Raw genomic sequence first — 24,792 nt, forward strand, 5'->3', positions numbered from 1 at the left:
GATATGCTTGAAAAGGTAAGGGGCGCAATAAGCGCCCCAGATAGGAAAGTCAAAGTGGAAGCGGCTCAGCCGTTGCTGGCAAGCATGGAAATCTTGTTGCCCATGGACTCGCCGTTCTTGTCGAGCAGGCGGGTCGGATAGTCACCGGTGAAATAGTGGTCGGTGAACTGCGGACGGGCCGGGTTGCGATCCTCGCCACCGACGGCGCGATAAAGGCCGTTGATCGACAGAAAGGCGAGCGAATCCGCACCGATATATTTGGCCATCGCTTCGACATCGGCATACTGGTTTGCGAGCAGCTTGTCTGCGTCAGGCGTATCGATGCCATAGAAATCCGGGAAGAAGATCATCGGGCTCGCGACGCGGATATGCACTTCCTTGGCGCCGGCTTCCCGGATCATCTGTACGATCTTCAGCGAGGTCGTGCCGCGCACGATGGAATCATCGACAAGCACCACGCGCTTGCCTTCGATCATCGCCCGATTGGCGGAATGTTTCAGCTTCACGCCGAAGGCGCGGATTTGCTGCGTCGGCTCGATGAAGGTGCGGCCGACATAGTGGTTGCGGATGATGCCGTATTCGAAGGGAATGCCGCTTGCCTGCGCATAGCCGAGCGCAGCCGGCGTGCCGCCATCGGGAACCGGTACGATCACGTCGGCATCGACGGGCGATTCCTTGGCAAGGTTTATGCCCATGTTCTTGCGCGTCGTATAGACGTTGCGGCCGCCAACGACCGAGTCCGGACGAGCGAAATAGACATATTCGAACAGGCAGAGGCGTTCCGGCTGCGGCTTGCTGGGCTTGCGCGCATCGATGGTGATCGAGCCGTCGGGCTGGATTTCGCAGATGACGACTTCGCCATTTTCCACATCGCGGATGAACTTGGCGCCGATGATGTCGAGCGCGCAGGTTTCCGAGCAGAAGATCGGCTTGCCGTCGAGCTCACCCATAACCAGCGGGCGGATACCGGTGGGATCGCGCGCTGCGATCAGCTTGGTGCGCGTCATGGCGAGCATCGAATAGCCGCCTTCCATCTGACGGATGGCGTCGATGAAGCGATCGGCTGTGGATGTATGACGGGAGCGGGCGATGAGGTGGAGGACGACTTCGGTGTCGGATGTCGACTGACAGATGGCGCCGGTTGCGATGATCTGGCGGCGAAGCGTCAGGCCGTTGGTGAAGTTGCCGTTATGGGCAATGGCGATACCGCCTTCTTCCAGTTCGGCAAAGAGCGGCTGCACGTTGCGCATCGCCACTTCGCCTGTTGTCGAATAGCGCGTATGGCCCATCGATATGCTGCCGGGCAGGCGAGCGAGCGTCATCGGATTGGTATAATGGTCGCCGACGAGGCCCATATGGCGTTCCTGATGGAAGCGCTTGCCGTCGAAGGAAACGATACCGGCCGCTTCCTGCCCGCGATGCTGCAGGGCGTGCAGGCCGAGCGCTGTCAGCGCTGCGGCATCGTCATGTCCCAGAATTCCGAAAACGCCGCATTCTTCATGCAGCGTATCTCCGTCGAGCGGATCGTCAGTCGGGAAGGAATGGGACTGGTTCATTTCTGCGGGCCTCTGCTCTCACAAGAATGGATCGGCATTTCCAATTGCATGATACCGGAAATCTCTGAGCTTTCCGATAGCCTCACGCTCAACGACACTTGTCTCAAAGTCGGTTCGCCGGCTCTGAAACGGTTGAGGCCCGGCAAAGCGAAATGCCCGGCCGGACCTTTGGTCTTACGCCCCGCTCAAATGGCAATTGCCAGGCTGCGGGTCAAGCTAGTGAACACTGCGTCAATTCGATGGCTGCTGTGCGCCATTGTTAGGCGCGGGTGCTGCGTCTTCCGCCGGAGCCTGATCGCTGGCCGGCGCATTGTCTTCTGTCGGCTTCGCGCCACCAAGATTCTCGGTGATGCTCTTCTGGATCATCTGGGCGAATTCATCCGGCAGGACCGCCTGCAGGCGAACGACGAGAGAATCCAGGAACGGCTTCGATTTGGCATTATTGACCCACGCCGGGCGATGATCGGCATCGACCAGCCAGTTCCAGAAGGCAACGGCGACGACGAGCAGAAGTATGCCGCGCGCAGCACCGAAGAGGAAGCCCAAAGTGCGGTCGAGCGCACCGATACGGCTGTCGATGATGAAATCGGCGATCTTCATCGTGATGAAGGAAATGACGATCAGCGCGATCAGGAAGACGACGGCGGCCGAACCGACGATGGCGATACGATCGTCATCGGTATATTTCTTCGCATAAGGCACGAGGTAGGGGTAGAGATAGTAGGCGGCGGCTGCCGAACCGCCCCAGCTCGCGATCGAGAGGATCTCACGCGAGAAGCCGCGGACCATTGCCAAAACGGCGGAGAAGAGCACGACGCCGATGACAATACCGTCGAAAATCGTAATGGGCATGTAAATTCCACTCCAGACTACTGCCTTGCGGGCCGCGTCGCGCTTTGTTTGGCTGATCCTATAGCATCCCCGCTATCGGGGATGAAGGATCAAACGTCTTCTTCCACACGCTGCAGCGCCCCCTTCGATCCGGCTATGCGCGCGACCAGATCCGGCAGGCTCTCGACCTCGCTCCAGCGGCCGCCGCCCTTTGGCAGTTCGGCGGAGCCGGACGGTAACAGAGCCGCCGAAAACCCCAGCTTTTCGGCTTCTTTAAGACGCTGGGCTGTTTGCGCAACCGGCCGGACAGCGCCGGACAGACTGACTTCGCCGAAATAGACGCAATCGGCCGGAAGGGCAATACCGGCAAGCGATGAAACCAGGGCCGATGCGACGGCCAGATCGGCCGCCGGTTCCGAGATACGGAAGCCGCCGGCAATATTGAGGTAGACGTCGTGCTGGCCGAGGCGAACGCCGCAATGGGCCTCCAGAACCGCAAGGATCATCGAGAGACGCGCCGAGTCCCAGCCGACGACCGCGCGCCGCGGCGTACCGAGCGAGGTCGGCGCCACCAGCGCCTGCACTTCGACGAGAACAGGCCGCGTGCCTTCCATGCCGGCAAAGACGGCAGCACCCGGCGATTTCTCGTTGCGCTCACCAAGGAAGAGTTCCGAGGGGTTGGCGACTTCGCGCAGCCCCTTGTCCGACATTTCGAAGACGCCGATTTCGTCGGTCGGCCCGAAGCGGTTTTTTACGGTGCGCAGGATGCGGTAGTGGTGACCGCGGTCGCCCTCGAAATAGAGCACGGCATCGACCATGTGCTCGACCACACGCGGACCGGCGATCTGGCCGTCCTTGGTCACATGGCCGACGAGCACCATGGCAGCACCCGTCTGCTTGGCGAAGCGGATCATCGACTGCACCCCGGTGCGCACCTGCGTCACCGTACCAGGCGCGGAATCGGCAAGCTCGCTCCAGAGCGTCTGGATGGAATCGATGATGACGAGATCGGGGCGTTTGCCGTCCGCGAGCGTCGCGAGAATGTCCTCGACATTGGTTTCGGCGGCCAGCAATACATCGGTATCGGCCGCCGCCAGCCGTTGGGCACGCAGCCGCACCTGCGCCACAGCCTCTTCGCCCGAGACATAGATGATCCGGTGCCCGCGTCGCGAAAGGGCGGCTGCTCCCTGCATGAGCAGCGTCGACTTGCCGATGCCGGGATCGCCGCCGACGAGAACGGCCGAGCCGCGCACGAAGCCGCCGCCGGTCACCCGGTCGAGTTCGGAAATGCCGGTATGGATACGCGGCGCTTCCTCGATCTCGCCTGAGAGAGCGGTCAGTGCAACGGGCCGGCCCTTCTTCGGCGTCTTGGCGGGGCCGCCGCCGATGCCGCCCATCGGGTCTTCCTCGACGATGGTGTTCCACTCGCCGCAATTGTCGCATTTGCCGGCCCAGCGATTATGCACCGCGCCGCAGCTCTGGCAGATGAATTGTGTTCTGGCCTTGGCCATCAATGACTGCTTTCGGGTAAAGGGGCGCGGCAAGCGCCCGAATCGGAGCTTTGCCCTAGATAATGGCTTCCTGCATCGATCAAAACTAATGATTTTCCTATTAGCGAACGGGCTGGCAGCATTGCCGCGCACTCAAAGGATAGGCCATGCTCGATTATTCGCTCGCTCACTGGATCGGCTTCTTTACCGCGGCGGTTCTCCTGAACATCTCGCCAGGTCCCGACATGGCTTTCATTCTCGGCCATACGATCAAGAGCGGCACGCGGGCCGGCTTCTCGGCCGTCTTCGGCATCTGGACAGGCGCCTGCGTGCATGTGCTTCTCGCCGCCTTCGGCTTGTCGGCGATCCTTGCCGCCTCGGCAATCGCCTTTTCGGCCGTCAAATGGGTGGGCGCGATCTATCTCGTCTGGCTCGGCATTCAGGCACTCCGATCGAAGGGCGAGGGCGGTGTCGTGCGTGCGGCGGGTGAGACGCTCGGCTGGCGGCGTATCTATCGCCAAGGCGTATTGGTCTCGCTTCTCAATCCAAAGGTAGCGATCTTCTTCCTCGCCTTCCTGCCGCAATTCGTCGTTGAGGGCGCAGGCCCGGCCTGGCTGCAACTCGCCATTCACGGCGGCCTCATCATTGTCGTGGCCGCCTTCATCGAACCGCCGCTGATCCTTGCGGGAGGACGCCTTGCCGATGCCTTCAAACGGAATGCAAAGATTGGCCTGTGGCTAGACCGCGGCCTCGGCGCGCTGTTCGTGGCGCTCGGCGTTCGCCTCGCGCTGACCACACGCTAGATAGAGACTATTCCTCATCCATCTCGTATTTGCGTTCATGGCGCAGGCCGATGCTCGTCAGCATCTCGTATCCGATTGTTCCGGCAGCCTTGGCGGCGTCGTCCACGAGAATATTCTTGCCGAAGAGCTCGATATAGTCGCCGGCACGAACCGCACCTTCCGGCAGGTCGGTCACGTCGAAGATCGTCTGGTCCATGGTGATGCGCCCTGCGACCGGCACCTTATGGCCGGCAACAAAACCTTGTCCGCCCTGCGGCACGGTCTGGCGCAGCGGCACGCCTGCGCTCGACTGGCTGCGCATATAGCCATCGGCATAACCGGCCGCGACAATCGCCAGCCGGCTGTCGCGCGTCAGCTGCAGCGCCCGCCCATAGCTGACGGATTCTCCGGCCTTGACCGTGCGGATCTGGATGATGCGCGCCTCGGCCGTCGCCACCGGTCGCATCGGGTTCGCCATGCCGTTGACGGCCTGGCTGCCATAGAGCGCGATGCCCGGCCGGGTGAGATCGAAGTGATAATCGTCACCGAGGAAGATGCCGCCGGAGGCCGCAAGGCTTGAATCGATACCTTCATAGGCAGCGCTAACCATTCGGAATGATTCAAGCTGCTGCCTGTTCATGTCTGAGGAATGATCGTCGCCGCAGGCGAGATGGCTCATGACAAGCATGGGCGCAAAACTCGCTGGCCGGGACACGTCTTTAGCGAGCGCGATGGCTTCATCAACCGTCAGGCCGAGCCGGTTGAAGCCGGTATCGACATGCAGCGCGCAAGGATAATCGCCATAGTCGGCAAGCACCGCCATCCAGAAAGCAAGCTGCTCTTCCGAAGAGATGATCGGCACCAGATCGTTTTCGAAGAAGCGACGCTCGGTGCCGGGCCAGATGCCGGCCAGCACGAAGATGCGCGCCTCAGGCGCAAACATGCGCAGCGTCACGCCCTCATCGACGGTTGCCACGAAGAAATCCCGCGCCCCGGCAAGGTAGAGCGCTTCGCCGGCATCCTCGATCCCCATCCCATAGGCATCCGCCTTGACGACGGCCGCCGTGCGCGCCTTTCCGGAGCGGCGAGCCATATCCCGCCAATTGTCGGTCAGCGCCGTCAGGTCGACGGTCAGCCGTAGGCCGGCGGAGGCGAAAAGGTCGTCGTCTTCGAAGGGGATGGAAAAATCTGTCATGATCGCCGCGATGAAAGGGAAAGGAAATTGTTCAAAATACACTAGAGAGCATTGTGGCAAAGAGAAAGCATGGGCGGTCACATACGAACCTTTCCCCACATGCGATCACTTTTGTTCAAGACGTGGATCAGCCGGCGCGTTAGTCTGATGAGATGCAGAACGTTTCGCAGAAAGAGGCGGCAGACGCCATGCCGCTCGCCAAGGTGGAATCGGCCCGCTTCTGGCGGGATAGCCGCTTCCGCGACATGGAGTGCCTGAGCGCCAGTTTTCTCACGCATGAATATGCGCCGCACGCCCATGACACATTCAGCATCGGCGCGATCGAAAGTGGCAGCCAGATCGCGACTCTGAGTGGAAGGCGGGAAGAAACCGGGCCAGGAGACCTCTATCTGATCGATCCCGGCGTCGTTCACGACGGCGCTCCGGGCGGTGAGGGCTATCGCTACCGCATGATCTACCCGGATACGAAACTCTTCATCGATATTCTGGAGGATGTCACCGGCAAGGCCTTCAATGCGACGCCCTCCTTTGCCGGCGGGCTGCCCCGCGATCCGCAGCTTGCCAAGGCCTTCCATGCCGCCCACCGCACGCTCGAAGGCGGGGCCGGCGCACTGGAATCCGATGGAAGCATGTTTTCGGTGCTGGCAGCGATCTTCGCCCGTCACGGCAGCACCATCGTCGTACCAGTCGATACGAAGGAGCGCAGCGCCGTTGCCCGCGCTCGCGATTATCTCATCGAAAATTTCGACAGCGATGTGAACCTCGAGGAACTGGCCGGGGTGGCGGGGCTGAGCCGCGCTCACCTGATCCGCGCCTTCCGCAGGGAATATCACATTACCCCGCACGCCTTCCTGACGGACCGGCGCATTCTTGTCGCCCGCCAACTGCTGCGGGAAGGCCGCATGCCGGCCGATGTCGCCGCAGTATGCGGTTTCGCCGATCAGGCGCATTTCACCCGCCACTTCAAATCGCGAACCGGCGTCACTCCCGGCCAGTTCCGCGCCGGGTAATCACTTTCGTTCAATACAGCCCTTGTCAGGCCCGGCTATGTCTCCGCCGTCTTGATAGGAGCTTGCCATGTTTCAGCAAAGCCGGCCGGCCGGCGAATTTATAGCCGGAATGCGTACCATTTTCCCACTGATCGTCGCCGTCTTGCCGATCGGCCTCGTCTTCGGTGCGGTCTCCGCGACCGAAGGCCTTTCCCCGCTTGAAACCACCCTGATGAGCGCGTTCGTCTTCGCCGGCGGCTCGCAATTCGTGGCGATGGATATCTGGACCCATCCGGCGAGCTGGATCGGCGTCGGCTTCGCAGCACTGCTCGTCAATATCCGTCACGTGCTGATGAGCACGTCGATCGGCACGAAGATGCAGTCCTTCTCCAGTATCAAGCGTTATATCGCCATGCTCTTCCTGGCTGATGAGCTCTGGGCCATGGGGGAATTCCGAGCCGGCAGCACACGGCTCACACCGGCCTGGTATGCCGGCATCGTCACGCCTTTCTATCTTACTTGGGTCGGCTCGTCGCTCGCGGGCGCTCTGCTCGGTGCCTTCCTCGGCAATCCGGCGGTCATCGGCCTCGACTTCGCCTTCCCGGCCGTTTTCGTCGTGCTGGTCATGGGCTTCTGGAAGGGACAGGAAACCGGTGCCGTGCTTGCCGCAAGCGCAGTCGCATCCGTGGCCATCAACCATTTCGTGCCCGGGGTCTGGTACATCGCGGCCGGCGCATTGGCCGGGCTCGCGACCGCTCTCTGGCAGGGCAGGGCGAAGGAGCAGGCGGTATGACGCTCGATCTGAACACTCTGCTTGCCATCCTGGCGATGGCCGTCGCAACGATCTTTACCCGCGTCAGTGGTCTTGTGCTGATCCGCTACGTCGAGATCGATGAGAACAGGAGAACGGCAATCGAAGCCATCCCGCCGGCTGTGTTGATGGCCGTCATCGCCCCGACTGCCCTTGCGACCGGCTGGGCTGAGACATTGGCCTGCGCGGTAACGGCGATTGCCGCCAGCCGCCTGCCGATGTTGGCAAGCGTTGTCATCGGCGTCGCGACGGTAGCCTTGCTACGGGCGGCGGGGCTCTGAAGGAATCTGAAGGAAATTGACGCGGAAAACCTGCGTCAATGCTCCTCATACTGCGTGAACGACGGATCGGCGAGATCGGCAAAGCGCGTGAATTCTGACTGGAAGGCGAGCTTCACTGTGCCGGTCGGTCCGTGACGCTGCTTGGCGATGATGACGTCTGCCGTGCCCTTCACCTTGTCGAAAAGCGCTTCCCATTCCGGATATTTCGGATCGTGGATATCGCGCGGTTCCATATTCTTCACGTAATATTCCTCGCGGAACACGAAGAGCACGACGTCGGCGTCCTGCTCGATCGAGCCGGATTCGCGAAGGTCGGAAAGCTGCGGGCGCTTGTCTTCGCGGCTTTCAACGGCACGCGAGAGCTGAGACAATGCGATGATCGGAACGTTCAGTTCCTTGCCGAGCGCCTTGAGGCCAGTGGTGATCTGGGTAATTTCCTGAACGCGGTTATCGCTGGATTTGCCGGAGCCTGTCATCAGCTGCACGTAGTCGACCACGAGCACGTCAAGCCCGCGCTGGCGCTTCAGGCGGCGAGCACGCGCCGAAAGCTGAGCGATCGAGATACCGCCGGTCTGGTCGATATAAAGCGGCACTTTCTGCATCATCATCGAGCAGGCGACGAGCTTTTCGAAATCGGCATCGTTGATATCGCCGCGGCGGATCTTTGAGGAGGAGACTTCCGTCTGCTCGGAGATGATACGGGTGGCGAGCTGTTCGGACGACATTTCGAGCGAATAGAAGCCGACGACGCCGCCGTTCTTGGCCTTCATGCTGCCGTCGGACTGCACTTCGCCTTCATAGGCGGCTGCGATATTATAGGCGATGTTGGTCGCGAGCGAAGTCTTGCCCATGCCCGGACGTCCTGCGAGCACGATCAAGTCCGACCGCTGCAGGCCGCCCATCTTGGAATCGAGCGAATGGATACCGGTGGAAATGCCGGACAGGCCGCCGTCGCGTTCCTTGGCAACGGCCGCCATGTCGATGGCGAGCGCCACCGCATCGTTGAAAGCCTGGAAGCCGCCATCGTAGCGGCCGTTTTCGGCAAGCTCGAAAAGCCGGCGCTCGGTATCTTCGATCTGCGCCTGCGGCGGCATGTCGAGCGGCGCGTCATAGGCGATATTGACGACATCCTCGCCGATGGTGATCAGCGCGCGGCGGATCGCCAGGTCATAGATCGCCCTTCCATAGTCTTCGGCATTGATGATCGTCACGGCTCCGGTGACGAGGCTGGCAAGATATTGCGAAACGGTGATATCGCCGACTTTTTCGTCGGCCGGCAGGAAGGTCTTGACCGTGACCGGGTTGGCGATCTTGCCCATGCGAATGATGTCGCCGGCGACTTCGAAGATCTTCCGGTGCAGCGGCTCGTAAAGATGCGTGGGCTTGAGGAAGTCCGACACCCGGTAATAGGCGTCGTTGTTCATCAGGATGGCGCCGAGCAGCGCCTGTTCGGCCTCGATGTTGTTCGGCGCTTCGCGATAGTGCTGCTCTGCAGGAGCAACGGCGGCAATCTTTCGTGCAGCTTCGTTCATCGTCATCCGTATTGTCTTTTATCCAAAACTCGGATTTGCAGGGCGGGCCACATAAAATCAAGTGTCGCGCAGCAACAGCTTTCACGCGATGGTCAAATCGGCAGCGCTTTGCACATTCTTCGACTTCTCCACAGTCGGCGGACCCGCTGAGTAGAAATATCCTGACTGTCGCTTGCGGGACACGCCGCCCGCGGCGACTCACTTTCTCATTCAAGCACGCTGCTATTTTAGCGCCCCCGATTGGAAGGCGCAGCAAAAAAGCCCGGCACGAAGCCGGGCTCAGACCGCTGACAAACCCGTCGATTTTGTCGGCGGTTTTTTGTCGGAACGCCCGGTGAAGTGACGTTTTGCCGATGAGGTTGGTCTGATGAGAATTACGGCTGTCTGGCCTTATCCCCAGGCTGGCTTTGGGGTCTTGGTCAGCGCTATGGTGATCTTCTTGATGTTCTGGGCGGCAGCGGCCAGCAGGCATTGGCAGCGGACTCTGACGAGGCCTCGGAAGCGGGCGTAGCGGTGGCCGTGAAGTTGTTTGGCGTCGGCAAAGGAACGTTCGACGGTCTCTTTTCGCCGCTTATAGATTGCCTTGCCCCAGGGTGTCTTTCTGTTGGCATCTGTTCGTTCTCGGGCGTCTTGCCAGACATGGCGGGTGATGGTGCGCTCAGCCTTGGCATTGGACGTGCAGGAGGCAAGCAGCGGGCAGTTTCGGCAGATGGCAGGATCGGAGCGGTAGTGCTTGTAGCCGTTGCGGTCGGTGGTGGCATAGGTCAGCAACTGGCCCTCGGGGCAGCGATAGCCGTCCGTCTCGGGCTCGAACACGAACTTCGATTTGCGCATCATCCCGTCCTTGGGTGGGGTGGGATTGCGATAGCCGGTGACGCCGAGGATTTTTCTGTCCTCCAGTCCCTTGGCGATGCCTGATGTCGCATAGCCGGCATCGAGCCCGACCGCGCCGACATGCAAGTCGAAGCGGTCGCGCTGCCGGTCCAGCCGCTCCAGGTAGACGATCGAGTCATGCACATTGGCCGGCGTCACATGCGTGTCGGTGATGATGGCATGGCGACCATCGACGGTCCGATGATCGAGATAAAAGAAGCCCTTGGGCTTGCCGTCGCGCACCATGTAGCCGCTTTCAGGGTCGGTGCGGCTGACCTTGGTTTCCTTCACCTCGGGCTCGCGCGCCTTCTCCTTCAGCGGCTTCTGGCCATGCGCGGCCCGTTCGGCCTCGATCGCCCGGTCAAGATCGGCCCAGTAATCGGCCCGCGATTTCTGGAGCATCTCAAGATCATATTTGCCCTTGTTGGCATTGGCCTTCAGATGCGTGGAATCCGTATACAGTACCGTGCCGTCGACCAGGCCGTGCCGGATCGCCTGCTTCACGATCGCATCGAAGATGTCCTGGACCACGGACGTATCGTTGAAGCGGCGGCGACGGTTTTGCGACAGCGTCGAGGCATCGAAGACCGGCTCAGTCAGCTTCATCCGAAGGAACCAGCGATAGGCGACATTGACCTCGATCTCGCGCACCAACTGCCGCTCCGAGCGAACCCCGAACAGGTAGCCGATGAACAGAGCCTTGAACATTAAGGTAGGATCGAGCGGCGGACGCCCGTTGTCGGCGCAGTAGAGCCCGGCAACACGATCATGGATGAAGGAAAAGTCGATCACCGCATCGATCTTGCGAAGCAGGTGATCCTTCGGCACCAGGCTGTCGAGCGTCACCATCTCGAGAGCCGTTTGTTCGGGAGCAGGTTTCTTCAACATGTCCCAGTGAATCACAAACCCCTGGCTGTGGCCAGGGGTTTGTCAGCAGTCTGAAGCCCGGCACGAAGCCGGGCTTTCCGTTCAGTCTGAAGACAGGAATTATGCCTCGTCTTCGGCAACGCCGTCGGCTTCCGGATCGAAGAAATCTTCCGGACGCAGGGCATCTTCGTCAACGCCGTAGATGGCATCAACAGAGGTGAGCTCTTCGCCCTTGGACTGACGCTCGGCTTCTTCGGTGGAGCGGGCAACGTTCAGCTCGATGTTGATCTCAACTTCAGCATGGAGCTGCAGCTCGACCTTGTGCAGGCCGATCGCCTTGATCGGCGTGTTGAGGTGAACCTGGTTGCGGGCAATGTTGAAGCCTTCTGCGGCCAGAACGTCGACGACGTCACGGGCAGCGACGGAGCCGTAGAGCTGGCCGGTTTCGCCGGCAGAGCGGACGACGATGAAGGACTTGCCGTCGAGAACGTCGGCAACCTTCTGGGCTTCGGACTTGCGCTCGAGGTTACGGGCTTCGAGCGTTGCGCGCTCGGATTCGAAACGGGCCTTGTTGGCAGCGTTGGCGCGCAGTGCCTTGCCGAGCGGCAGAAGGTAGTTGCGTGCGAAGCCGTCGCGAACCTTTACGGTTTCGCCCATCTGGCCAAGCTTGGAGATGCGTTCGAGAAGAATGACGTCCATGGTGTTTTTCCTTTCTTGTTCTCAGATTTCGGTATCGGGTTGTTTGGGGGCATCAGCATCCTTGGTCGGGGTCAGGGCGATTGCCTTGCGGGTATCGGCGAGACCAAGCACGAGGATGAAAAGAGCTGGCAGCATCATCGTGCATGCCAGGTAGCTGAGGATGAGGGCCGGCAGGCGCCAGTCCTTGCCGCGGGTGCGGAAATGCAGCGCGGCGAAGCCGGACATCAGGAAGCCGGCGCCGAAGGCTCCGACAACCGTGGCGCCGATCATCGCCGGAACGCCGCCCATGAACGTGGCGGCAAGACCGGCGAGGAAGATGAAGATCGAATTGCGGTTCATGCGCAACGAGGAGGGAATGTCCTCGCGCGGACGCAGGCCCTTGCCGGAAGCGGCGACGATGCGGGTCGCGATGTAATAGGCGGCAAACAGCATCACCACCCAGATGCCGCCCTGCAGGGCCGGCAGCATGAGCACGACGAGCGACTTCGTCTGCGCGGTCGCGGCCGGATCGGGGATGAATGTCGGCTGCTGCTCCTGCAGCGAGGCCATCAGCACATCGACCATCTGATCGGTAATCTCAGGCCCGTAACCGATCATGATGCCGGTGACGATGACGGCGAAGGTGACGAGACCGCACAGATGCAGCAGGATATCGGACAGCGGATACCAGGCGAGCAGATGGTCGGGGCCGCCGAGTTCGGAAGCCGGGCGCGCGAGGTTCGCAAGGTGGCTGATCCATCCTGCCGGCAGCAGCGTCACCAGCGTCATGACGAGCGCGAAGGACGGGGAAATGGCGATGGCGCCAAGCACGGCGGCGGTGACGACGGCCGAAATTGCGGCTGTATTGCCCCAGCCGAGGCCGACGAGCAGGATCGGAAGCGCGGAAGCGGCATAAAGCACGGCGCTGAACGACGGCTGCATGCTCGCGCCAAGCACCAGCAAGGCGGCGGTCAATCCGGCGAGTGCGCCGGTCGCAAGCGTTTTCAGGTTCGGTCTTGTCACTTCGCTGTCCTGCTTCATCAAGCAGTTAGAGGATTTCCCTGAGAGAGTTCGGGAGAGCCTCAACATGGGTTTTAAGGTTCCGATCCGCGCCCATCGCGGAAGGGAGAAAGCCCCGGATCAGAAATCCGGGGCTCCGATATCCAAATTAGGCGACGACGTACGGCAGCAGGCCGAGGAAGCGAGCGCGCTTGATCGCCTGGGCGAGTTCGCGCTGCTTCTTCTGGGAAACGGCCGTGATGCGGGACGGAACGATCTTGCCGCGCTCGGAAATGTAGCGCTGCAGGAGACGGACGTCCTTGTAGTCGATGCGCGGAGCGTTTGCACCGGAGAACGGGCAGGTCTTGCGACGACGATGGAACGGACGGCGGACCGGAGCGGAGGAAGATTCAGACATTCTTATTTCTCCTTATGCACGGTCTTCGCGGGGAGCGCGGTCAGGGCGTGGGCCACGCTGGAAGTCGCCGTCACGGCGCGGCGGACGATCACCGAATTCGCGGCGCGGGCCACGGTCGCCGCCTTCACGCGGGCCGCGGTCGTCGCGGTCGCGCTTCTGCATCATGGCAGACGGGCCGTCTTCGTGCTTTTCGACAGCAATGGTCATGTAGCGAAGAACGTCTTCGCTGATGCGCATCTGACGTTCCATTTCCTGGATCGCAGCTGCCGGTGCATCGATATCCATCAGGGCATAGTGAGCCTTGCGGTTCTTCTTGATGCGGTAGGTGAGGGACTTGAGGCCCCAGTTTTCGATGCGCCCGACCTTGCCACCGTTAGCTTCGATCACGCCCTTGTACTGTTCTACGAGGGCATCGACCTGCTGCGTGGAAATATCCTGTCGGGCAAGGAATACATGTTCATAAAGAGCCATGACAGCTTTGCCTTTCTTGCGTTGATCAGAACCCGGCATTCGGCGGCTAAGCCTCAACGACTGCTCCTGAGAGGCGCCAGGCGCCAAGCAAGAAAAGCGTTTCCGAGACGGTCGAGAGCGGAGACACGGGAGGCTGGAACGCTTCCGTTCCGAACGGCTCGCAAGAAGCAAACCGGCCCTCCGTTCAGCCACCAGCCAGAAGACCGGGTTAACGAACAGGCGCGCTTATACGGATTTTTGAGCGAAAGGCAAGCGCATATGGCGGAAAAGCAGGTCATGCGCTTGCGAGCCAGAGGCGCCAGGACGCAGAGCGCCCGTTGACGATGTCTTTAAAGCGGCATCGGATACTGCCGGTGAACCTTCTCGATTTCAGCAAGCACATCGCTGCTGAGCTGCACGTTCGCTGAGCCGATATCCGTCTTCAGCTGCGCCATCGAGGTCGCACCGATGATGACGGAGGTCATGAAGTGGCGGGTCAGGCAGAAGGCAAGCGCCATCTGGGCGGGGTCGAGGCCGTGCCGTGATGCGATGTCGAGATAGGCCTTCGTCGGCGCTTCCTGCAACGGCTGCAGGCGTCCGCCAAGGTCGCCGTTGATCGACGCGCGCGTGCCCTCGGGCTTCTCGCCGTTAATGTACTTGCCGCTTAAGATTCCGGCGGCAAGGGGCGAATAGGCCAGCAGACCGACATCTTCGTGGTGGGAGAGTTCCGCCATGTCGAGATCGAAATGGCGGTAGAGAAGATTGTATTCGTTCTGGACGCTGGCGACGCGCGGCAGGTTCATCTGCTCGGAAAGCGTCACATATTTCTGCGTGCCCCAGGTCGTCTCGTTGGAGAGGCCGAAGGAGCGGATCTTGCCTTCCTTCACCAGTTCGCCCACCGTCTCCAGAATGTCGGTCATGTTGGCGATGGCCTTGGCGCGATCCTGCTTGAAGGGATCGTAGTGCCAGCTTTGGCGAAAATGGAAATGGCCACGGTTCGGCCAGTGGATCTGGTAGAGATCGACATAATCGGTCTTCAGTCGCTTCAGGCTGGCCTCGAGCGCGATGCGGATATTCTTGGCGTCGGCGCCTTCGCCGTTGCGGATGTAAGAGCGGCCGGTGCCGGCAACCTTGGTAGCGAGGACGATATCCTTGCGCTTGCCGGTCTTTTCGAACCAGCTGCCGATATAGTCTTCCGTGCGGCCCTGCGTTTCGGCCGAAACCGGCGTGGTCGGGTATAGCTCGGCAGTATCGAAGAAATTGATACCTTCCTGGACGGCGTAGTCCATCTGCTCATGGGCTTCCGCCTCGCTGTTCTGCGTGCCCCAGGTCATGGTGCCAAGGCAAATCTCGGAAACGGAAATATCTGTGCGGCCTAATTTATTGTATTTCATCGGGGACCTTGGACGTCAGCTAAGAAAGGAAGGGCGTGGGAGGAGCCGCGCAAATCTAGGCTGGATTTACTGAAGCGCAAGAGAAAAAACCGGCCTTTCCCGCTGGGGTGAAACGCTTTGGAGAGTATCCGCCGCCACTTGACTCTGAAAGAAAGAATGTCAATTGGAGGCGAAATGGCCCAATGGGCATCATCGAGGGACCGAAAAAATGACCATTGCTTTCACTTTTCCCGGCCAGGGCAGCCAGGCCGTCGGCATGGGCAAGGATCTCGCCGAGAATTTTGCAGAAGCCCGCGCCGTTTTCGAAGAGGTCGATGAAGCGCTCGGCGAAAAGCTCTCCGACGTCATGTTCAACGGTCCCGAAGACAAGCTGACGCTGACGGCAAACGCCCAGCCGGCGCTGATGGCTGTCTCCATGGCTGTCATCCGTGTTCTCGAAGCCAAGGGTCTCGATCTGAAGGCCAAGGTCGCCTACGTCGCCGGCCATTCGCTCGGCGAATATTCCGCCCTTTGTGCCGCCGGCACCTTCTCGATTGCCGATACGGCGCGACTTCTGCGCATCCGTGGCAATGCCATGCAGGCAGCCGTGCCTGTCGGCGTCGGTGCCATGGCGGCCATCATCGGCCTCGAACATGCCGACGTGCAGGCCGTCTGCGAAGAGGCCTCGGCCATTGGCTCCTGTCAGATCGCCAATGACAATGGCGGTGGCCAGCTCGTCATTTCCGGCGAGAAGTCCGCCGTCGAAAAAGCGGCCGGGCTTGCGACCGACAAGGGCGCGAAGCGCGCCATCCTGCTGCCGGTCTCCGCTCCTTTCCATTCGAAGCTGATGGCGCCGGCCGCAGACGCCATGCGCGAGGCGCTCGCCGGCGTGAAGAAGACCAACCCGGTCGTACCTGTCATCGCCAATGTCCGCGCCGCCCCCGTCACTGATGCAGAGGAGATCGCCAATCTTCTCGTTGAGCAGGTTACCGGACAGGTCCGCTGGCGCGAGACCGTGGAATGGTTTGCCGCAAACGGCGTCACCACGCTTTATGAGCTCGGCGCCGGCAAGGTGCTGACCGGCCTTGCACGCCGCATCGACAAGAATATCAATGGTATCTCGGTCAACGGCCCTGCCGATATCGACACTGCCATTGCCTCTCTCACCGCCTGATTGCCCCATTTGATATAAGGAACGTTCTCATGTTCGATCTTTCCGGCCGCAAGGCTCTCGTCACCGGCGCATCGGGCGGCATTGGCGAGGAAATCGCCCGCCTTCTCCATAAGCAGGGCGCCATTGTCGGCCTGCACGGTACCCGCGTCGAAAAGCTGGAAGCCCTGGCAAACGAGCTGGGCGAGCGCGTCAAGATCTTCCCGGCGAACCTGTCGGATCGCGATGAGGTCAAGGCTCTCGGCCAGAAGGCGGAAGCCGATCTCGAAGGCGTCGATATTCTCGTCAACAATGCCGGCATCACCAAGGACGGTCTCTTCGTGCGCATGAGCGACGAGGATTGGGATGCCGTTCTCGAAGTGAACCTGACGGCGACCTTCCGCCTGACGCGCGAGCTTACGCACCCGATGATGCGCCGCCGCTATGGCCGCATCATCAACATCACCTCGATCGTCGGCGTCACCGGCAATCCGGGACAGGCGAACTACTGTGCCTCCAAGGCAGGCATGATCGGCTTCTCGAAGTCTTTGGCGCAGGAAATCGCTACCCGCAACGTGACCGTCAACTGCGTTGCTCCAGGCTTCATCGAAAGCGCCATGACCGGCAAGCTGAATGAGAAGCAGAAGGAAACGATCATGGGGGCGATCCCGATGAAGCGCATGGGCACCGGCGCCGAAGTGGCGTCTGCCGTCCTCTATCTCGCCTCCTCTGAAGCAGCCTATATGACGGGTCAGACCCTGCACGTAAACGGCGGCATGGCCATGATCTGAAACGATTAGCTGCCGCAGCCGTCGATTTCAGCCAATAGCGTGTTGAGCAATCACGAACGGTTGATTTTCTGGCTTTGCGGCAGACTTAAAGCATGTTAAGCGGGCCATGACTGTCAACAGTCGTCCCGAAAAAAGCAGACGGACCGGCGGGCTTTTCGCAAGCCTGGGACTTCTCTAAAGCTGGGTAAACGAGTTTGCCGAGGATGTCTGAACGCATCGCAGGCTGAAACAGGGTAGGGGTGTCAGAAGGACATTCCGATCAGGACATAAGGTCGAGGAAACCGACATGAGCGATATCGCAGAACGCGTAAAGAAAATTGTTATTGATCATCTTGGCGTCGATGCCGACAAGGTCGTCGAGAGCGCCAGCTTTATCGACGATCTGGGCGCTGACTCGCTCGACACGGTCGAACTGGTCATGGCTTTCGAAGAAGAATTCGGCGTTGAAATTCCCGACGATGCCGCTGACTCGATCCTGACGGTCGGCGATGCCGTGAAATTTATTGAGAAGGCTCAGGCCTGATACTGTGCATTCGAGAAAGGGCGGGCCAAGAGTCCGCCCTTTTCTTTTGAGCATGTTTCTCCATAAAACATAACAGACGGGGGAAAGCAGTCGATGAGAAGGGTCGTCATAACAGGTACCGGCATGGTATCGCCCTTGGGATGCGGAACGGACGTTACCTGGTCCCGCCTGCTCGCGGGAACAAACGGTGCCTGCCTCGTGACCGAATTCGAGGTCGAAGACCTTCCCGCCAAGATTGCCTGCCGCATTCCCGTTGGTGACGGTTCGGACGGTACGTTCAATGCCGACGACTGGATGGAGCCGAAGGAACAGCGCAAGGTAGATCCTTTCATCATCTACGGCATGGCTGCCGCCGACATGGCGCTCAAGGATGCCGACTGGCATCCCGAGACCGATGAGGACCAGATCGCGACAGGCGTGCTGATCGGCTCCGGCATCGGCGGCATCGAAGGCATTGTCGAAGCTGGCTATACGCTGCGCGACAAAGGCCCGCGCCGCATCTCCCCCTTCTTCATTCCCGGCCGTCTGATCAACCTCGTCTCCGGCCAGGTTTCCATTCGTCACAAGCTGCGCGGCCCGAACCATTCGGTCGTCACCGCCTGCTCCACCGGCGCGCATGCCATCGGCGATGCCGCCCGTCTCATCGCGCTCGGCGATGCCGATGTGATGGTTGCCGGCGGCACGGAATCCCCGGTCAGCCGCATCTCGCTCGCCGGTTTTGCAGCCTGCAAGGCGCTCTCGACGCAGCACAATGACGACCCGCAGAAGGCTTCACGTCCCTACGATAAGGACCGTGACGGTTTCGTCATGGGCGAGGGCGCCGGTATCGTGGTTCTCGAAGAGCTGGACCATGCGATCGCGCGCGGTGCCAAGATCTATGCCGAAGTGGTCGGGTACGGGCTTTCCGGTGATGCCTTCCACATTACCGCGCCGTCGGAAGACGGCGACGGCGCGTTCCGCTGCATGACCATGGCGCTGAAGCGCGCCGGCCTGACGCCTGCCGATATCGACTATATCAATGCCCACGGTACCTCGACCATGGCCGATACGATCGAACTCGGCGCCGTCGAGCGCCTCGTCGGCAATGCGGCATCGAAGATCTCCATGTCATCGACCAAATCCGCGACCGGCCACCTGCTTGGTGCTGCCGGCGCCATCGAGGCGATCTTCACGACCCTCGCAATCCGGGATAACATCGCCCCTCCGACGCTCAATCTCGACAATCCTGAGCGAGAAACCGCGATCGATCTTGTTCCGCACAAGGCTCGTAAGCGAGAAATCAATGTGGCGCTATCCAACTCGTTCGGATTCGGCGGCACGAATGCATCGCTCGTGCTGCGCCGCTACGTCGCGTAACAGGCGGTTTGCGAGCGCGGGCGAACGTCAAACGGCGTCGAGAAGCGCGGCAGAACCTGTTTTTGCCGCATTACTTCGCGAAATAGTGAAGCGGGGCCTAGTTTTAGAGGATTGCCGGTGAGCGATACGACCAACCAGAGCAGCGAGAATGGCCAGAACGGCCAGCCGGCGCAGAAGGGACCGATCATCCCGAAGTCCCCGAGCGAAGCCCTGCGCCCGGAACGCGTTCCCGAGCCTCCGAAGCGCTCCAGGAATGCCCGCAGCCAGGTCATCCTCTTCCTGAATTTCGTGATGACCATGGCGGTGGTCGTCTGTATCGCCGGTCTCATCGGCTTCTATTACGCCATCACCGCTTATCAGAGCCCCGGTCCGCTGCAGACGAACACCAACTTCATCATCCGCAATGGCGCAGGCCTTTCGGAAATCGCTTCGAATCTCGAGCGCAATCTCATCATCTCGGATGCCCGCATCTTTCGTTATTTGACGGCGACTCATCTCAACGCCGGCGAAAGCCTCAAGGCCGGTGAATACGAGATCAAGGCGCATGCGTCCATGAACGAGATCATGGAACTCCTGAAATCCGGCAAGTCGATCCTCTATTCCGTCTCCTTCCCCGAGGGGCTGACGGTGCGGCAGATGTTCGATCGCATGCTGGACGATCCGGTTCTCGAAGGCGACCTGCCGGCGGCTCTTCCTTCGGAAGGCAGCCTGCGGCCCGATACCTATAAATTCTCGCGCGGCACCAAGCGGTCCGAGATCATCGACCAGATGGCTGCCGCCCAGCAGAAGCTGGTCGACCAGATCTGGGAACGGCGCGATCCTTCGCTGCTCCTGAAGAGCAAGCAAGAATTCGTGACGCTCGCCTCGATCGTCGAGAAGGAAACCGGCGTGCCGGATGAACGCGCCCATGTCGCCTCCGTCTTTCTGAACCGTCTCAGCAAGGGCATGCGCCTGCAGTCCGATCCGACGATCATCTACGGTCTCTTCGGTGGCGGGGGCAAACCCTCCGACCGGCCAATCTACCAGTCGGATCTGAAGAAAGAGACGCCGTACAACACCTACGTCATCAAGGGCCTGCCGCCGACACCGATCGCCAATCCCGGCAAGGACGCGCTGGAAGCCGTCGCCAATCCCTGGAAGACGCAGGATCTCTATTTCGTCGCTGACGGAACCGGCGGCCATGTCTTCGCGGCGACGCTCGAAGACCACAATGCCAACGTCAAGCGCTGGCGCAAGCTGGAAGCCGACAAGGGCGCCGATCCCGAAATTGTCGTCGACGGACAGCCGGAAGGCCAGCCTGCGGACAACACATCCGCGGTTCCGTCGAAGAAAAAGAAGATCAACTGATATCGGGAGGCCTTCGATGGCATTGCAGTCCATGACCGGTTTTGCGCGGCGCGAGGGAACGGCCGGCCGCTGGCGCTGGGCATGGGAACTGCGTTCGGTCAACGGCAAGGGGCTCGATGTCAGACTTCGCCTGCCGCCCGGCCTGGAGCGCCTCGAAGCGGATGTTCGCCGCATTGCCGGCGAGAATTTCAGCCGCGGCAATCTGCAGGCCACGCTGTCCCTGACGACGGGCGAAAGCCAACTTGAGGCCGTGCTCAATCAGGATGCCTTCGCTGCCGTTCTTGCCATGCGCGACAAGCTGGAGGGCCTGATCGATCCGGCACCGCTGCGGCTCGACACGCTGCTTTCCATCCGCGGCCTCGTCGATTTTCGCGAGACGCAGGACAGCGAAGAGGCGATTGCCGCGCGCGATGCCGATATCCTGTCGGGACTGATGGCTGCTCTTTCCGATCTCAGGATCATGCGTGAGCAAGAGGGAGCAGCGCTTACCCGCGTGCTTCTTGGACAGATCGCGACGATCGAAGGCCTGACGAGCACGATCGAGGCCGATCCCTCGCGCTCGCCGCAGGAGATCGCGGCAAGGCTTTCGGCACAAGTCGCGCTCCTCATGGAAGGTGCCGGCGCGCTCGATCGCGACCGGCTGCATGCCGAAGCAGCATTGCTCGCCACCAAGGCGGATCTGCGCGAAGAGATCGACCGGCTGAAGGCCCATGTGACTGCCTCTCGTGATCTCCTGGTCAAAGGAGGGCCTGTCGGACGAAAGCTCGATTTCCTTGCACAGGAATTTAACCGCGAATCGAATACGATCTGCTCGAAGTCGAACGCTTCGGCCGTCACCGCAGCCGGGATCGAGCTGAAGGTGGTGATCGATCAGTTCCGCGAGCAGGTCCAGAATTTGGAGTAGGACATGAGCCCGGCGAAAATCTCGCCCATCCAGATCGCCCGTCGCGGTCTGATGCTGGTCATCTCGTCGCCCTCGGGCGCCGGTAAATCCACCATCGCGCGTACGCTTTTGGAAACGGACAGGCAGATCGGTCTTTCCGTCAGCGTCACGACACGCCAGCGCCGGCCGAGTGAAGTGGAAGGCGTTCACTATCATTTCAAGTCCGTGCGGGAATTCGAGCGGCTGCGCGATTCCGATGCTCTGCTGGAATGGGCCGAGGTTCACGGCAATTTCTACGGCACGCCCCGCGAGCCGGTTGAGCAGGCCATGTCCGAAGGCCGCGACATGCTCTTCGATATCGACTGGCAGGGCGCCCAGCAGTTGCAACAGAAGATGCAGGCCGATGTGGTCTCGATCTTCGTGCTGCCGCCGACCATGACCGAGCTCCAGTCCCGCCTGCACCGCCGTGCCGAGGATTCCGAGGAGGTCATCCAGACGCGCCTCGCAAATTCCCGTGCCGAAATCGCCCACTGGCGCGAATATGACTACGTCATCGTCAATGACGACCTGAACGCCGCCCTCGATGCCGTCCAGTCGATCGTCAAGGCAGAACGTCTGCGTCGCGACCGCCGCCACGGCATGTTCGATTTCGTCCGGGAATTGCTTGAGGAAACGCCAATACTCTAAAGGCTGTTCGCCAGCCGGCAGAATTCCTCCACCGACAGTGTCTCTGCACGCCTGGCTGGATCGATGCCGGCTTTGACGAGCAGGCTTTCCCCGCCGATCGGCTTTAGGCTCTGGCGCAGCATCTTGCGGCGCTGGCCGAAAGCGGCCTGCGTCACCTTCTCCAGATTGGCGACGGAGCAGGGGATTGGGTTTTCGTTCGGCGTCAGGTGGACCACCGTCGAGATGACTTTCGGCGGCGGCGTGAAAGCCTGTGGCGGAATATCGAATGCCATGCGGGCATGGGTGCGCCATCCCGTGAGCACGCCGAGACGGCCATAGTGATCGTCATCCTCCGAGGCGACGATCCGCTCGCCGACCTCCTTCTGGAACATCAGCGTCAGAGATTGCCAGAAGGGCGGCCATGCCTTCGGCAGCAGCCAGTTCACCAATAGCTGGGTTCCGACATTGTAGGGCAGGTTGGCGATGATCTTGACAGGGCCTTCCGGCGCTATCGCCTCGAAATCGATCTTCAGCGCATCGCCCTCGATGACCTCCAGCCGGCCTGGATAATGATCGGCGATTTCGACCAAGGCCGGCAGGCAGCGTGCATCGCGCTCGACCGCGATGACCTTCTTTGCTCCGAGCGCCAGGATCGCCCGCGTCAACCCGCCAGGGCCGGGGCCGACTTCAAAGACCGTCGCATCATCCAGCGCACCGGCTGTGCGGGCAACCTTCTGCGTCAGGTTGAGATCGAGAAGGAAGTTCTGCCCGAGCGCTTTGCGCGCATCGAGCCCATGACGCTGGATAATCTCGCGAAGCGGCGGCAGACCGTCGAGTGCAGCCATCAACGATGGCTTTCCGCAGTACGGCCAAGCTGAGCGCCGAGCTTGAGGGCCGCAACGAGGCTCGTCTCGCGTGCAAGGCCCTTGCCGGCAATGCCGAAGGCGGTGCCGTGATCGGGGGAGGTGCGAACGAAAGGAAGGCCGAGCGTTACATTCACCGAATCATCGAAGCCGAGCGCCTTGGCCGGGATCAGCGCCTGATCATGATACATGCAGACCGCGACGTCGTAACGTGCCCGCGCTTCGTCATGGAACATCGTATCGGCGGGGAGGGGGCCGATCGCATCGATACCCTCGTCACGAAGGATTTGGACCGCCGGATGGATGATGGCCTCATCCTCCTTGCCGATTGCACCGCCTTCACCGGCATGCGGATTGAGCCCTGCGATTGCGAGCCGCGGAGCCGCGATGCCGAACCGCTGCTTCAGATCCTTGTCTGCGATCCGGCATGTCTCGACGATCAGGCCGAGCGTCAGGGCCTGTGGCACATCCTTGAGCGGAATATGGATGGTGACAGGAATGGCGCGCAGTTTCGGCCCCGCGAGCATCATGACGGGCGTGACCGACTGGCCGGTCGCATGCATGGCGAGATCGGCAAGGAATTCCGTATGACCAGGAAACTTGAAGCCTGTCTCGTAGAGCACCGACTTGGCAATCGGATTGGTAACGACCGCCAGCGCTTCGCCCTGCATCACCAGCGCCACGGCCGTCTCGATCGAGGCGATCGTGCCCTTTGCCGTTGCGACATGCGGCTCTCCAGCGGCAACATCGATGCCGGCCGGTATAGGCATGACCGGCAGCGCTTCCGCAAATATACCGAGGCTCTCCATTGCGTTGCCGATGCTGCGCAGGGGAACGTCAAGCCTCAGCTGTCGCGCCCGCGCCGTAAGCACGTCGGGATCGCCAATCAGGAAGAACGGCGGCAGCCCAAGCTCGCGTCTGCGAAGCCAGGCCACAAGGGCGATATCAGGCCCCACGCCGGCCGGATCGCCCTGCGTCAACGCAAGCGGTCGCGAAAACGGTGTCGCCATGGAAAAATCAGCGATAGATGATCTGCGCGTGCTTGCGCAGTTCATCCAGATATTTGGTGCTGTTTTCGTTTTCCGGCGCTGCGGACTTGTCCGACTTGGCCTTGTCGAGATCTTCCTGGCGGAACACCATTTCGGCTGCCTGATCGTCCGAAACCTGACGCTGGCTGCAGATTGCCAGATATTCTACGCCCTTGTCGGTCACGCGCGTTGCCGTCGTGTTGCCCTTGGCCTGTGCGACGAGATCTTTCCAGTCCGCGGGAATTTCCGGAGCCAGCATGCGGCCGAGATCGCGGATCGAGACGTCCCGCATCGTGGCGGCGAAAGTCTTCGCCTGATCGCAGCCAGGATATTTGGAGCGCGATGCCTCAGCCTCGCTCTTGCGCTTGGCCGTAATCGCATTTCGCTTGGCTGGCGGAACCACGAAGATGACCTGCTGCAGCATGTATTCCGTCGTCACCGGCTTCTGCTTGTTGTTCTGCATCATGCGGTTGACAAGATCGTAGTTCGAAATGCGTGCGCTGGAGCCATAGCGCGCATTGACGATGCGCGGCCAGCTCATCTGCACGGCAATGAAATTCTTGAAATGATCGACACCCACGCCGGCGCGGTCGAGGATCTGTGACATCTGCTCGACGGAAAGCTTGTTGCTGGCGGCGAAACGGGCGAATGAGGCATTGACGTCATCCTGCGAGACGGACATGCGCACGCGAGCGATTTCCTGCCGCTTCAGCGTCTCATCGACAAGCTGTTCTTCTGCGGCTTTGGCATCAGGTTTCTGGCGCTGCAGTCGCATGAAGGCCTGCCGCTTGGCGACATCGCCGCTGGTAATCGCAGTACCGTTTACCACCGCTTTCACTTCGCTTGCGGCGAAGACAGGGGTGCTGAAGGCAGCAAGCATGAAGGCTGCGCCTGCAATGAGCGTGGTTACGGTTTTCTTCGCGTCAATCATCTGTTGACCTCCCGATAGCGCCGACGATCCGGCGCGCGGCGTTCTTACCATAGACTGAGACGAGCGGAAATCGCATCTCTGGCTCCGCGACACCCTATGCCTCACATAACGATTGGTCGCAATGTCCTG

At 60.8% G+C, this 24,792-nt stretch carries 25 protein-coding genes; 11 read left to right on the plus strand and 14 right to left on the minus strand.

Annotated elements, in window-relative coordinates; translation table 11 throughout:
• Positions 1-65 precede the first annotated feature (65 nt).
• From purF to radA, 3 genes are all read right to left on the minus strand, one after another.
• Entirely contained in the window at positions 66-1,556 is a 1,491-nt protein-coding gene (gene purF / locus KQ933_RS04425) for an amidophosphoribosyltransferase (protein ID WP_216757568.1), read from the minus strand.
• 231 nt (positions 1,557-1,787) lie between these two features.
• The gene (locus KQ933_RS04430) at positions 1,788-2,408 is read right to left on the minus strand and encodes a CvpA family protein (RefSeq protein WP_216757569.1); all 621 of its coding nucleotides are present in this window, start codon (positions 2,406-2,408) and stop codon (positions 1,788-1,790) included.
• A gap of 89 nt (positions 2,409-2,497) precedes the next feature.
• The gene (gene radA / locus KQ933_RS04435; RefSeq protein ID WP_216757570.1) at positions 2,498-3,898 is read right to left on the minus strand and encodes a DNA repair protein RadA; all 1,401 of its coding nucleotides are present in this window, start codon (positions 3,896-3,898) and stop codon (positions 2,498-2,500) included.
• Between the two features lie 146 nt (positions 3,899-4,044).
• Between radA and KQ933_RS04440 the strand changes: the two genes are divergently transcribed.
• Complete coding sequence (locus KQ933_RS04440; RefSeq protein WP_216757571.1) at positions 4,045-4,680, plus strand: LysE family translocator; 636 nt, start codon at positions 4,045-4,047, stop codon at positions 4,678-4,680.
• A gap of 7 nt (positions 4,681-4,687) precedes the next feature.
• Here the strand turns inward: KQ933_RS04440 and alr are convergent, their stop codons facing one another.
• Positions 4,688-5,854, minus strand: coding sequence for an alanine racemase (gene alr, locus KQ933_RS04445; RefSeq protein ID WP_216757572.1), 1,167 nt, complete (start codon positions 5,852-5,854; stop codon positions 4,688-4,690).
• A gap of 188 nt (positions 5,855-6,042) precedes the next feature.
• On the opposite strand from alr, the gene KQ933_RS04450 reads away from it, so the two are divergent.
• The 3 genes from KQ933_RS04450 to KQ933_RS04460 all read left to right on the plus strand — a co-directional run bounded on the left by KQ933_RS04450 (position 6,043) and on the right by KQ933_RS04460 (position 7,935).
• The gene (locus tag KQ933_RS04450; protein WP_216758830.1) at positions 6,043-6,864 is read left to right on the plus strand and encodes an AraC family transcriptional regulator; all 822 of its coding nucleotides are present in this window, start codon (positions 6,043-6,045) and stop codon (positions 6,862-6,864) included.
• A gap of 67 nt (positions 6,865-6,931) precedes the next feature.
• The gene (locus KQ933_RS04455; protein ID WP_216757573.1) at positions 6,932-7,636 is read left to right on the plus strand and encodes an AzlC family ABC transporter permease; all 705 of its coding nucleotides are present in this window, start codon (positions 6,932-6,934) and stop codon (positions 7,634-7,636) included.
• Complete coding sequence (locus KQ933_RS04460) at positions 7,633-7,935, plus strand: AzlD family protein (protein WP_216757574.1); 303 nt, start codon at positions 7,633-7,635, stop codon at positions 7,933-7,935. The genes KQ933_RS04455 and KQ933_RS04460 overlap by 4 nt, the downstream gene beginning before the upstream one ends.
• A 35-nt stretch (positions 7,936-7,970) precedes the next feature.
• Here the strand turns inward: KQ933_RS04460 and KQ933_RS04465 are convergent, their stop codons facing one another.
• The 7 genes from KQ933_RS04465 to KQ933_RS04495 all read right to left on the minus strand — a co-directional run bounded on the left by KQ933_RS04465 (position 7,971) and on the right by KQ933_RS04495 (position 15,146).
• Positions 7,971-9,467, minus strand: a complete 1,497-nt coding sequence (locus KQ933_RS04465) for a replicative DNA helicase (protein WP_216758831.1) — start codon at positions 9,465-9,467, stop codon at positions 7,971-7,973.
• Positions 9,468-9,857: 390 nt separating this feature from the next.
• On the minus strand, positions 9,858-11,228 hold the full coding sequence (locus KQ933_RS04470; RefSeq protein ID WP_216755122.1) for an IS1182 family transposase: 1,371 nt from the start codon (positions 11,226-11,228) through the stop codon (positions 9,858-9,860).
• Positions 11,229-11,327: 99 nt separating this feature from the next.
• Complete coding sequence (gene rplI / locus KQ933_RS04475; protein ID WP_183730661.1) at positions 11,328-11,906, minus strand: 50S ribosomal protein L9; 579 nt, start codon at positions 11,904-11,906, stop codon at positions 11,328-11,330.
• 21 nt (positions 11,907-11,927) lie between these two features.
• Complete coding sequence (locus KQ933_RS04480) at positions 11,928-12,908, minus strand: DUF2232 domain-containing protein (protein WP_216757575.1); 981 nt, start codon at positions 12,906-12,908, stop codon at positions 11,928-11,930.
• A gap of 145 nt (positions 12,909-13,053) precedes the next feature.
• Positions 13,054-13,302, minus strand: coding sequence for a 30S ribosomal protein S18 (rpsR, locus tag KQ933_RS04485; RefSeq protein ID WP_007531286.1), 249 nt, complete (start codon positions 13,300-13,302; stop codon positions 13,054-13,056).
• 12 nt (positions 13,303-13,314) lie between these two features.
• A complete protein-coding gene (gene rpsF, locus KQ933_RS04490) occupies positions 13,315-13,773 on the minus strand; it encodes a 30S ribosomal protein S6 (protein WP_029616526.1) in 459 nt (152 codons plus the stop codon).
• A 329-nt stretch (positions 13,774-14,102) separates the two neighbouring features.
• Positions 14,103-15,146 (minus strand): aldo/keto reductase, encoded by a 1,044-nt coding sequence (locus tag KQ933_RS04495; protein ID WP_216757576.1) that lies wholly within the window; start codon positions 15,144-15,146, stop codon positions 14,103-14,105.
• Between the two features lie 208 nt (positions 15,147-15,354).
• Here KQ933_RS04495 and fabD point away from each other — a divergent pair, with 208 nt between their 5' ends.
• The 7 genes from fabD to gmk all read left to right on the plus strand — a co-directional run bounded on the left by fabD (position 15,355) and on the right by gmk (position 21,862).
• Positions 15,355-16,299 carry an ACP S-malonyltransferase gene (fabD, locus tag KQ933_RS04500; RefSeq protein WP_216757577.1) on the plus strand — a complete coding sequence of 315 codons (945 nt, stop codon included), beginning with the start codon at positions 15,355-15,357 and terminating at the stop codon, positions 16,297-16,299.
• 29 nt (positions 16,300-16,328) lie between these two features.
• Entirely contained in the window at positions 16,329-17,066 is a 738-nt protein-coding gene (fabG, locus tag KQ933_RS04505) for a 3-oxoacyl-[acyl-carrier-protein] reductase (RefSeq protein WP_216757578.1), read from the plus strand.
• Between the two features lie 286 nt (positions 17,067-17,352).
• Positions 17,353-17,589, plus strand: coding sequence for an acyl carrier protein (locus tag KQ933_RS04510; protein WP_003547058.1), 237 nt, complete (start codon positions 17,353-17,355; stop codon positions 17,587-17,589).
• Positions 17,590-17,682: 93 nt separating this feature from the next.
• Positions 17,683-18,945: a beta-ketoacyl-ACP synthase II gene (gene fabF, locus KQ933_RS04515; protein ID WP_216757579.1), complete on the plus strand. Its 1,263-nt coding sequence runs from the start codon at positions 17,683-17,685 to the stop codon at positions 18,943-18,945.
• A 117-nt stretch (positions 18,946-19,062) separates the two neighbouring features.
• Complete coding sequence (gene mltG, locus KQ933_RS04520) at positions 19,063-20,292, plus strand: endolytic transglycosylase MltG (protein ID WP_216757580.1); 1,230 nt, start codon at positions 19,063-19,065, stop codon at positions 20,290-20,292.
• A gap of 16 nt (positions 20,293-20,308) precedes the next feature.
• Positions 20,309-21,196 carry a YicC/YloC family endoribonuclease gene (locus KQ933_RS04525; RefSeq protein WP_216757581.1) on the plus strand — a complete coding sequence of 296 codons (888 nt, stop codon included), beginning with the start codon at positions 20,309-20,311 and terminating at the stop codon, positions 21,194-21,196.
• A gap of 3 nt (positions 21,197-21,199) precedes the next feature.
• Positions 21,200-21,862: a guanylate kinase gene (gene gmk, locus KQ933_RS04530; protein ID WP_216757582.1), complete on the plus strand. Its 663-nt coding sequence runs from the start codon at positions 21,200-21,202 to the stop codon at positions 21,860-21,862.
• Here gmk and rsmA read toward each other — a convergent pair.
• Genes rsmA through KQ933_RS04545 form a run of 3 tightly spaced genes read right to left on the minus strand, consistent with a single transcriptional unit; the run spans position 21,859 to position 24,663 of the window.
• Positions 21,859-22,686 (minus strand): 16S rRNA (adenine(1518)-N(6)/adenine(1519)-N(6))-dimethyltransferase RsmA, encoded by an 828-nt coding sequence (gene rsmA, locus KQ933_RS04535; protein WP_216757583.1) that lies wholly within the window; start codon positions 22,684-22,686, stop codon positions 21,859-21,861. The two genes, gmk and rsmA, sit on opposite strands and share 4 nt — an antisense overlap.
• Entirely contained in the window at positions 22,686-23,714 is a 1,029-nt protein-coding gene (gene pdxA, locus KQ933_RS04540; protein WP_216757584.1) for a 4-hydroxythreonine-4-phosphate dehydrogenase PdxA, read from the minus strand. Before pdxA ends, rsmA begins: the two co-directional genes overlap by 1 nt.
• A gap of 7 nt (positions 23,715-23,721) precedes the next feature.
• Positions 23,722-24,663, minus strand: a complete 942-nt coding sequence (locus tag KQ933_RS04545; RefSeq protein ID WP_216757585.1) for a peptidylprolyl isomerase — start codon at positions 24,661-24,663, stop codon at positions 23,722-23,724.
• Between the last annotated feature and the right edge of the window lie 129 nt (positions 24,664-24,792).

The sequence above is a fragment of the Rhizobium sp. WYJ-E13 genome (assembly GCF_018987265.1).
Classification (GTDB): Bacteria; Pseudomonadota; Alphaproteobacteria; order Rhizobiales; family Rhizobiaceae; genus Rhizobium.

What these genes read in the sequence shown, in the direction of transcription:
- purF (WP_216757568.1), bottom strand. Translation starts at nt 1,556, where the DNA reads ATGAACCAGTCCCATTCCTTCCCGACTGACGATCCGCTCGACGGAGAT.
- KQ933_RS04430 (WP_216757569.1), bottom strand. Translation starts at nt 2,408, where the DNA reads ATGCCCATTACGATTTTCGACGGTATTGTCATCGGCGTCGTGCTCTTC.
- radA (WP_216757570.1), bottom strand. Translation starts at nt 3,898, where the DNA reads ATGGCCAAGGCCAGAACACAATTCATCTGCCAGAGCTGCGGCGCGGTG.
- KQ933_RS04440 (WP_216757571.1), top strand. Translation starts at nt 4,045, where the DNA reads ATGCTCGATTATTCGCTCGCTCACTGGATCGGCTTCTTTACCGCGGCG.
- alr (WP_216757572.1), bottom strand. Translation starts at nt 5,854, where the DNA reads ATGACAGATTTTTCCATCCCCTTCGAAGACGACGACCTTTTCGCCTCC.
- KQ933_RS04450 (WP_216758830.1), top strand. Translation starts at nt 6,043, where the DNA reads ATGCCGCTCGCCAAGGTGGAATCGGCCCGCTTCTGGCGGGATAGCCGC.
- KQ933_RS04455 (WP_216757573.1), top strand. Translation starts at nt 6,932, where the DNA reads ATGTTTCAGCAAAGCCGGCCGGCCGGCGAATTTATAGCCGGAATGCGT.
- KQ933_RS04460 (WP_216757574.1), top strand. Translation starts at nt 7,633, where the DNA reads ATGACGCTCGATCTGAACACTCTGCTTGCCATCCTGGCGATGGCCGTC.
- KQ933_RS04465 (WP_216758831.1), bottom strand. Translation starts at nt 9,467, where the DNA reads ATGAACGAAGCTGCACGAAAGATTGCCGCCGTTGCTCCTGCAGAGCAG.
- KQ933_RS04470 (WP_216755122.1), bottom strand. Translation starts at nt 11,228, where the DNA reads ATGTTGAAGAAACCTGCTCCCGAACAAACGGCTCTCGAGATGGTGACG.
- rplI (WP_183730661.1), bottom strand. Translation starts at nt 11,906, where the DNA reads ATGGACGTCATTCTTCTCGAACGCATCTCCAAGCTTGGCCAGATGGGC.
- rpsR (WP_007531286.1), bottom strand. Translation starts at nt 13,302, where the DNA reads ATGTCTGAATCTTCCTCCGCTCCGGTCCGCCGTCCGTTCCATCGTCGT.
- rpsF (WP_029616526.1), bottom strand. Translation starts at nt 13,773, where the DNA reads ATGGCTCTTTATGAACATGTATTCCTTGCCCGACAGGATATTTCCACG.
- KQ933_RS04495 (WP_216757576.1), bottom strand. Translation starts at nt 15,146, where the DNA reads ATGAAATACAATAAATTAGGCCGCACAGATATTTCCGTTTCCGAGATT.
- fabD (WP_216757577.1), top strand. Translation starts at nt 15,355, where the DNA reads ATGACCATTGCTTTCACTTTTCCCGGCCAGGGCAGCCAGGCCGTCGGC.
- fabG (WP_216757578.1), top strand. Translation starts at nt 16,329, where the DNA reads ATGTTCGATCTTTCCGGCCGCAAGGCTCTCGTCACCGGCGCATCGGGC.
- KQ933_RS04510 (WP_003547058.1), top strand. Translation starts at nt 17,353, where the DNA reads ATGAGCGATATCGCAGAACGCGTAAAGAAAATTGTTATTGATCATCTT.
- fabF (WP_216757579.1), top strand. Translation starts at nt 17,683, where the DNA reads ATGAGAAGGGTCGTCATAACAGGTACCGGCATGGTATCGCCCTTGGGA.
- KQ933_RS04525 (WP_216757581.1), top strand. Translation starts at nt 20,309, where the DNA reads ATGGCATTGCAGTCCATGACCGGTTTTGCGCGGCGCGAGGGAACGGCC.
- gmk (WP_216757582.1), top strand. Translation starts at nt 21,200, where the DNA reads ATGAGCCCGGCGAAAATCTCGCCCATCCAGATCGCCCGTCGCGGTCTG.
- rsmA (WP_216757583.1), bottom strand. Translation starts at nt 22,686, where the DNA reads ATGGCTGCACTCGACGGTCTGCCGCCGCTTCGCGAGATTATCCAGCGT.
- pdxA (WP_216757584.1), bottom strand. Translation starts at nt 23,714, where the DNA reads ATGGCGACACCGTTTTCGCGACCGCTTGCGTTGACGCAGGGCGATCCG.
- KQ933_RS04545 (WP_216757585.1), bottom strand. Translation starts at nt 24,663, where the DNA reads ATGATTGACGCGAAGAAAACCGTAACCACGCTCATTGCAGGCGCAGCC.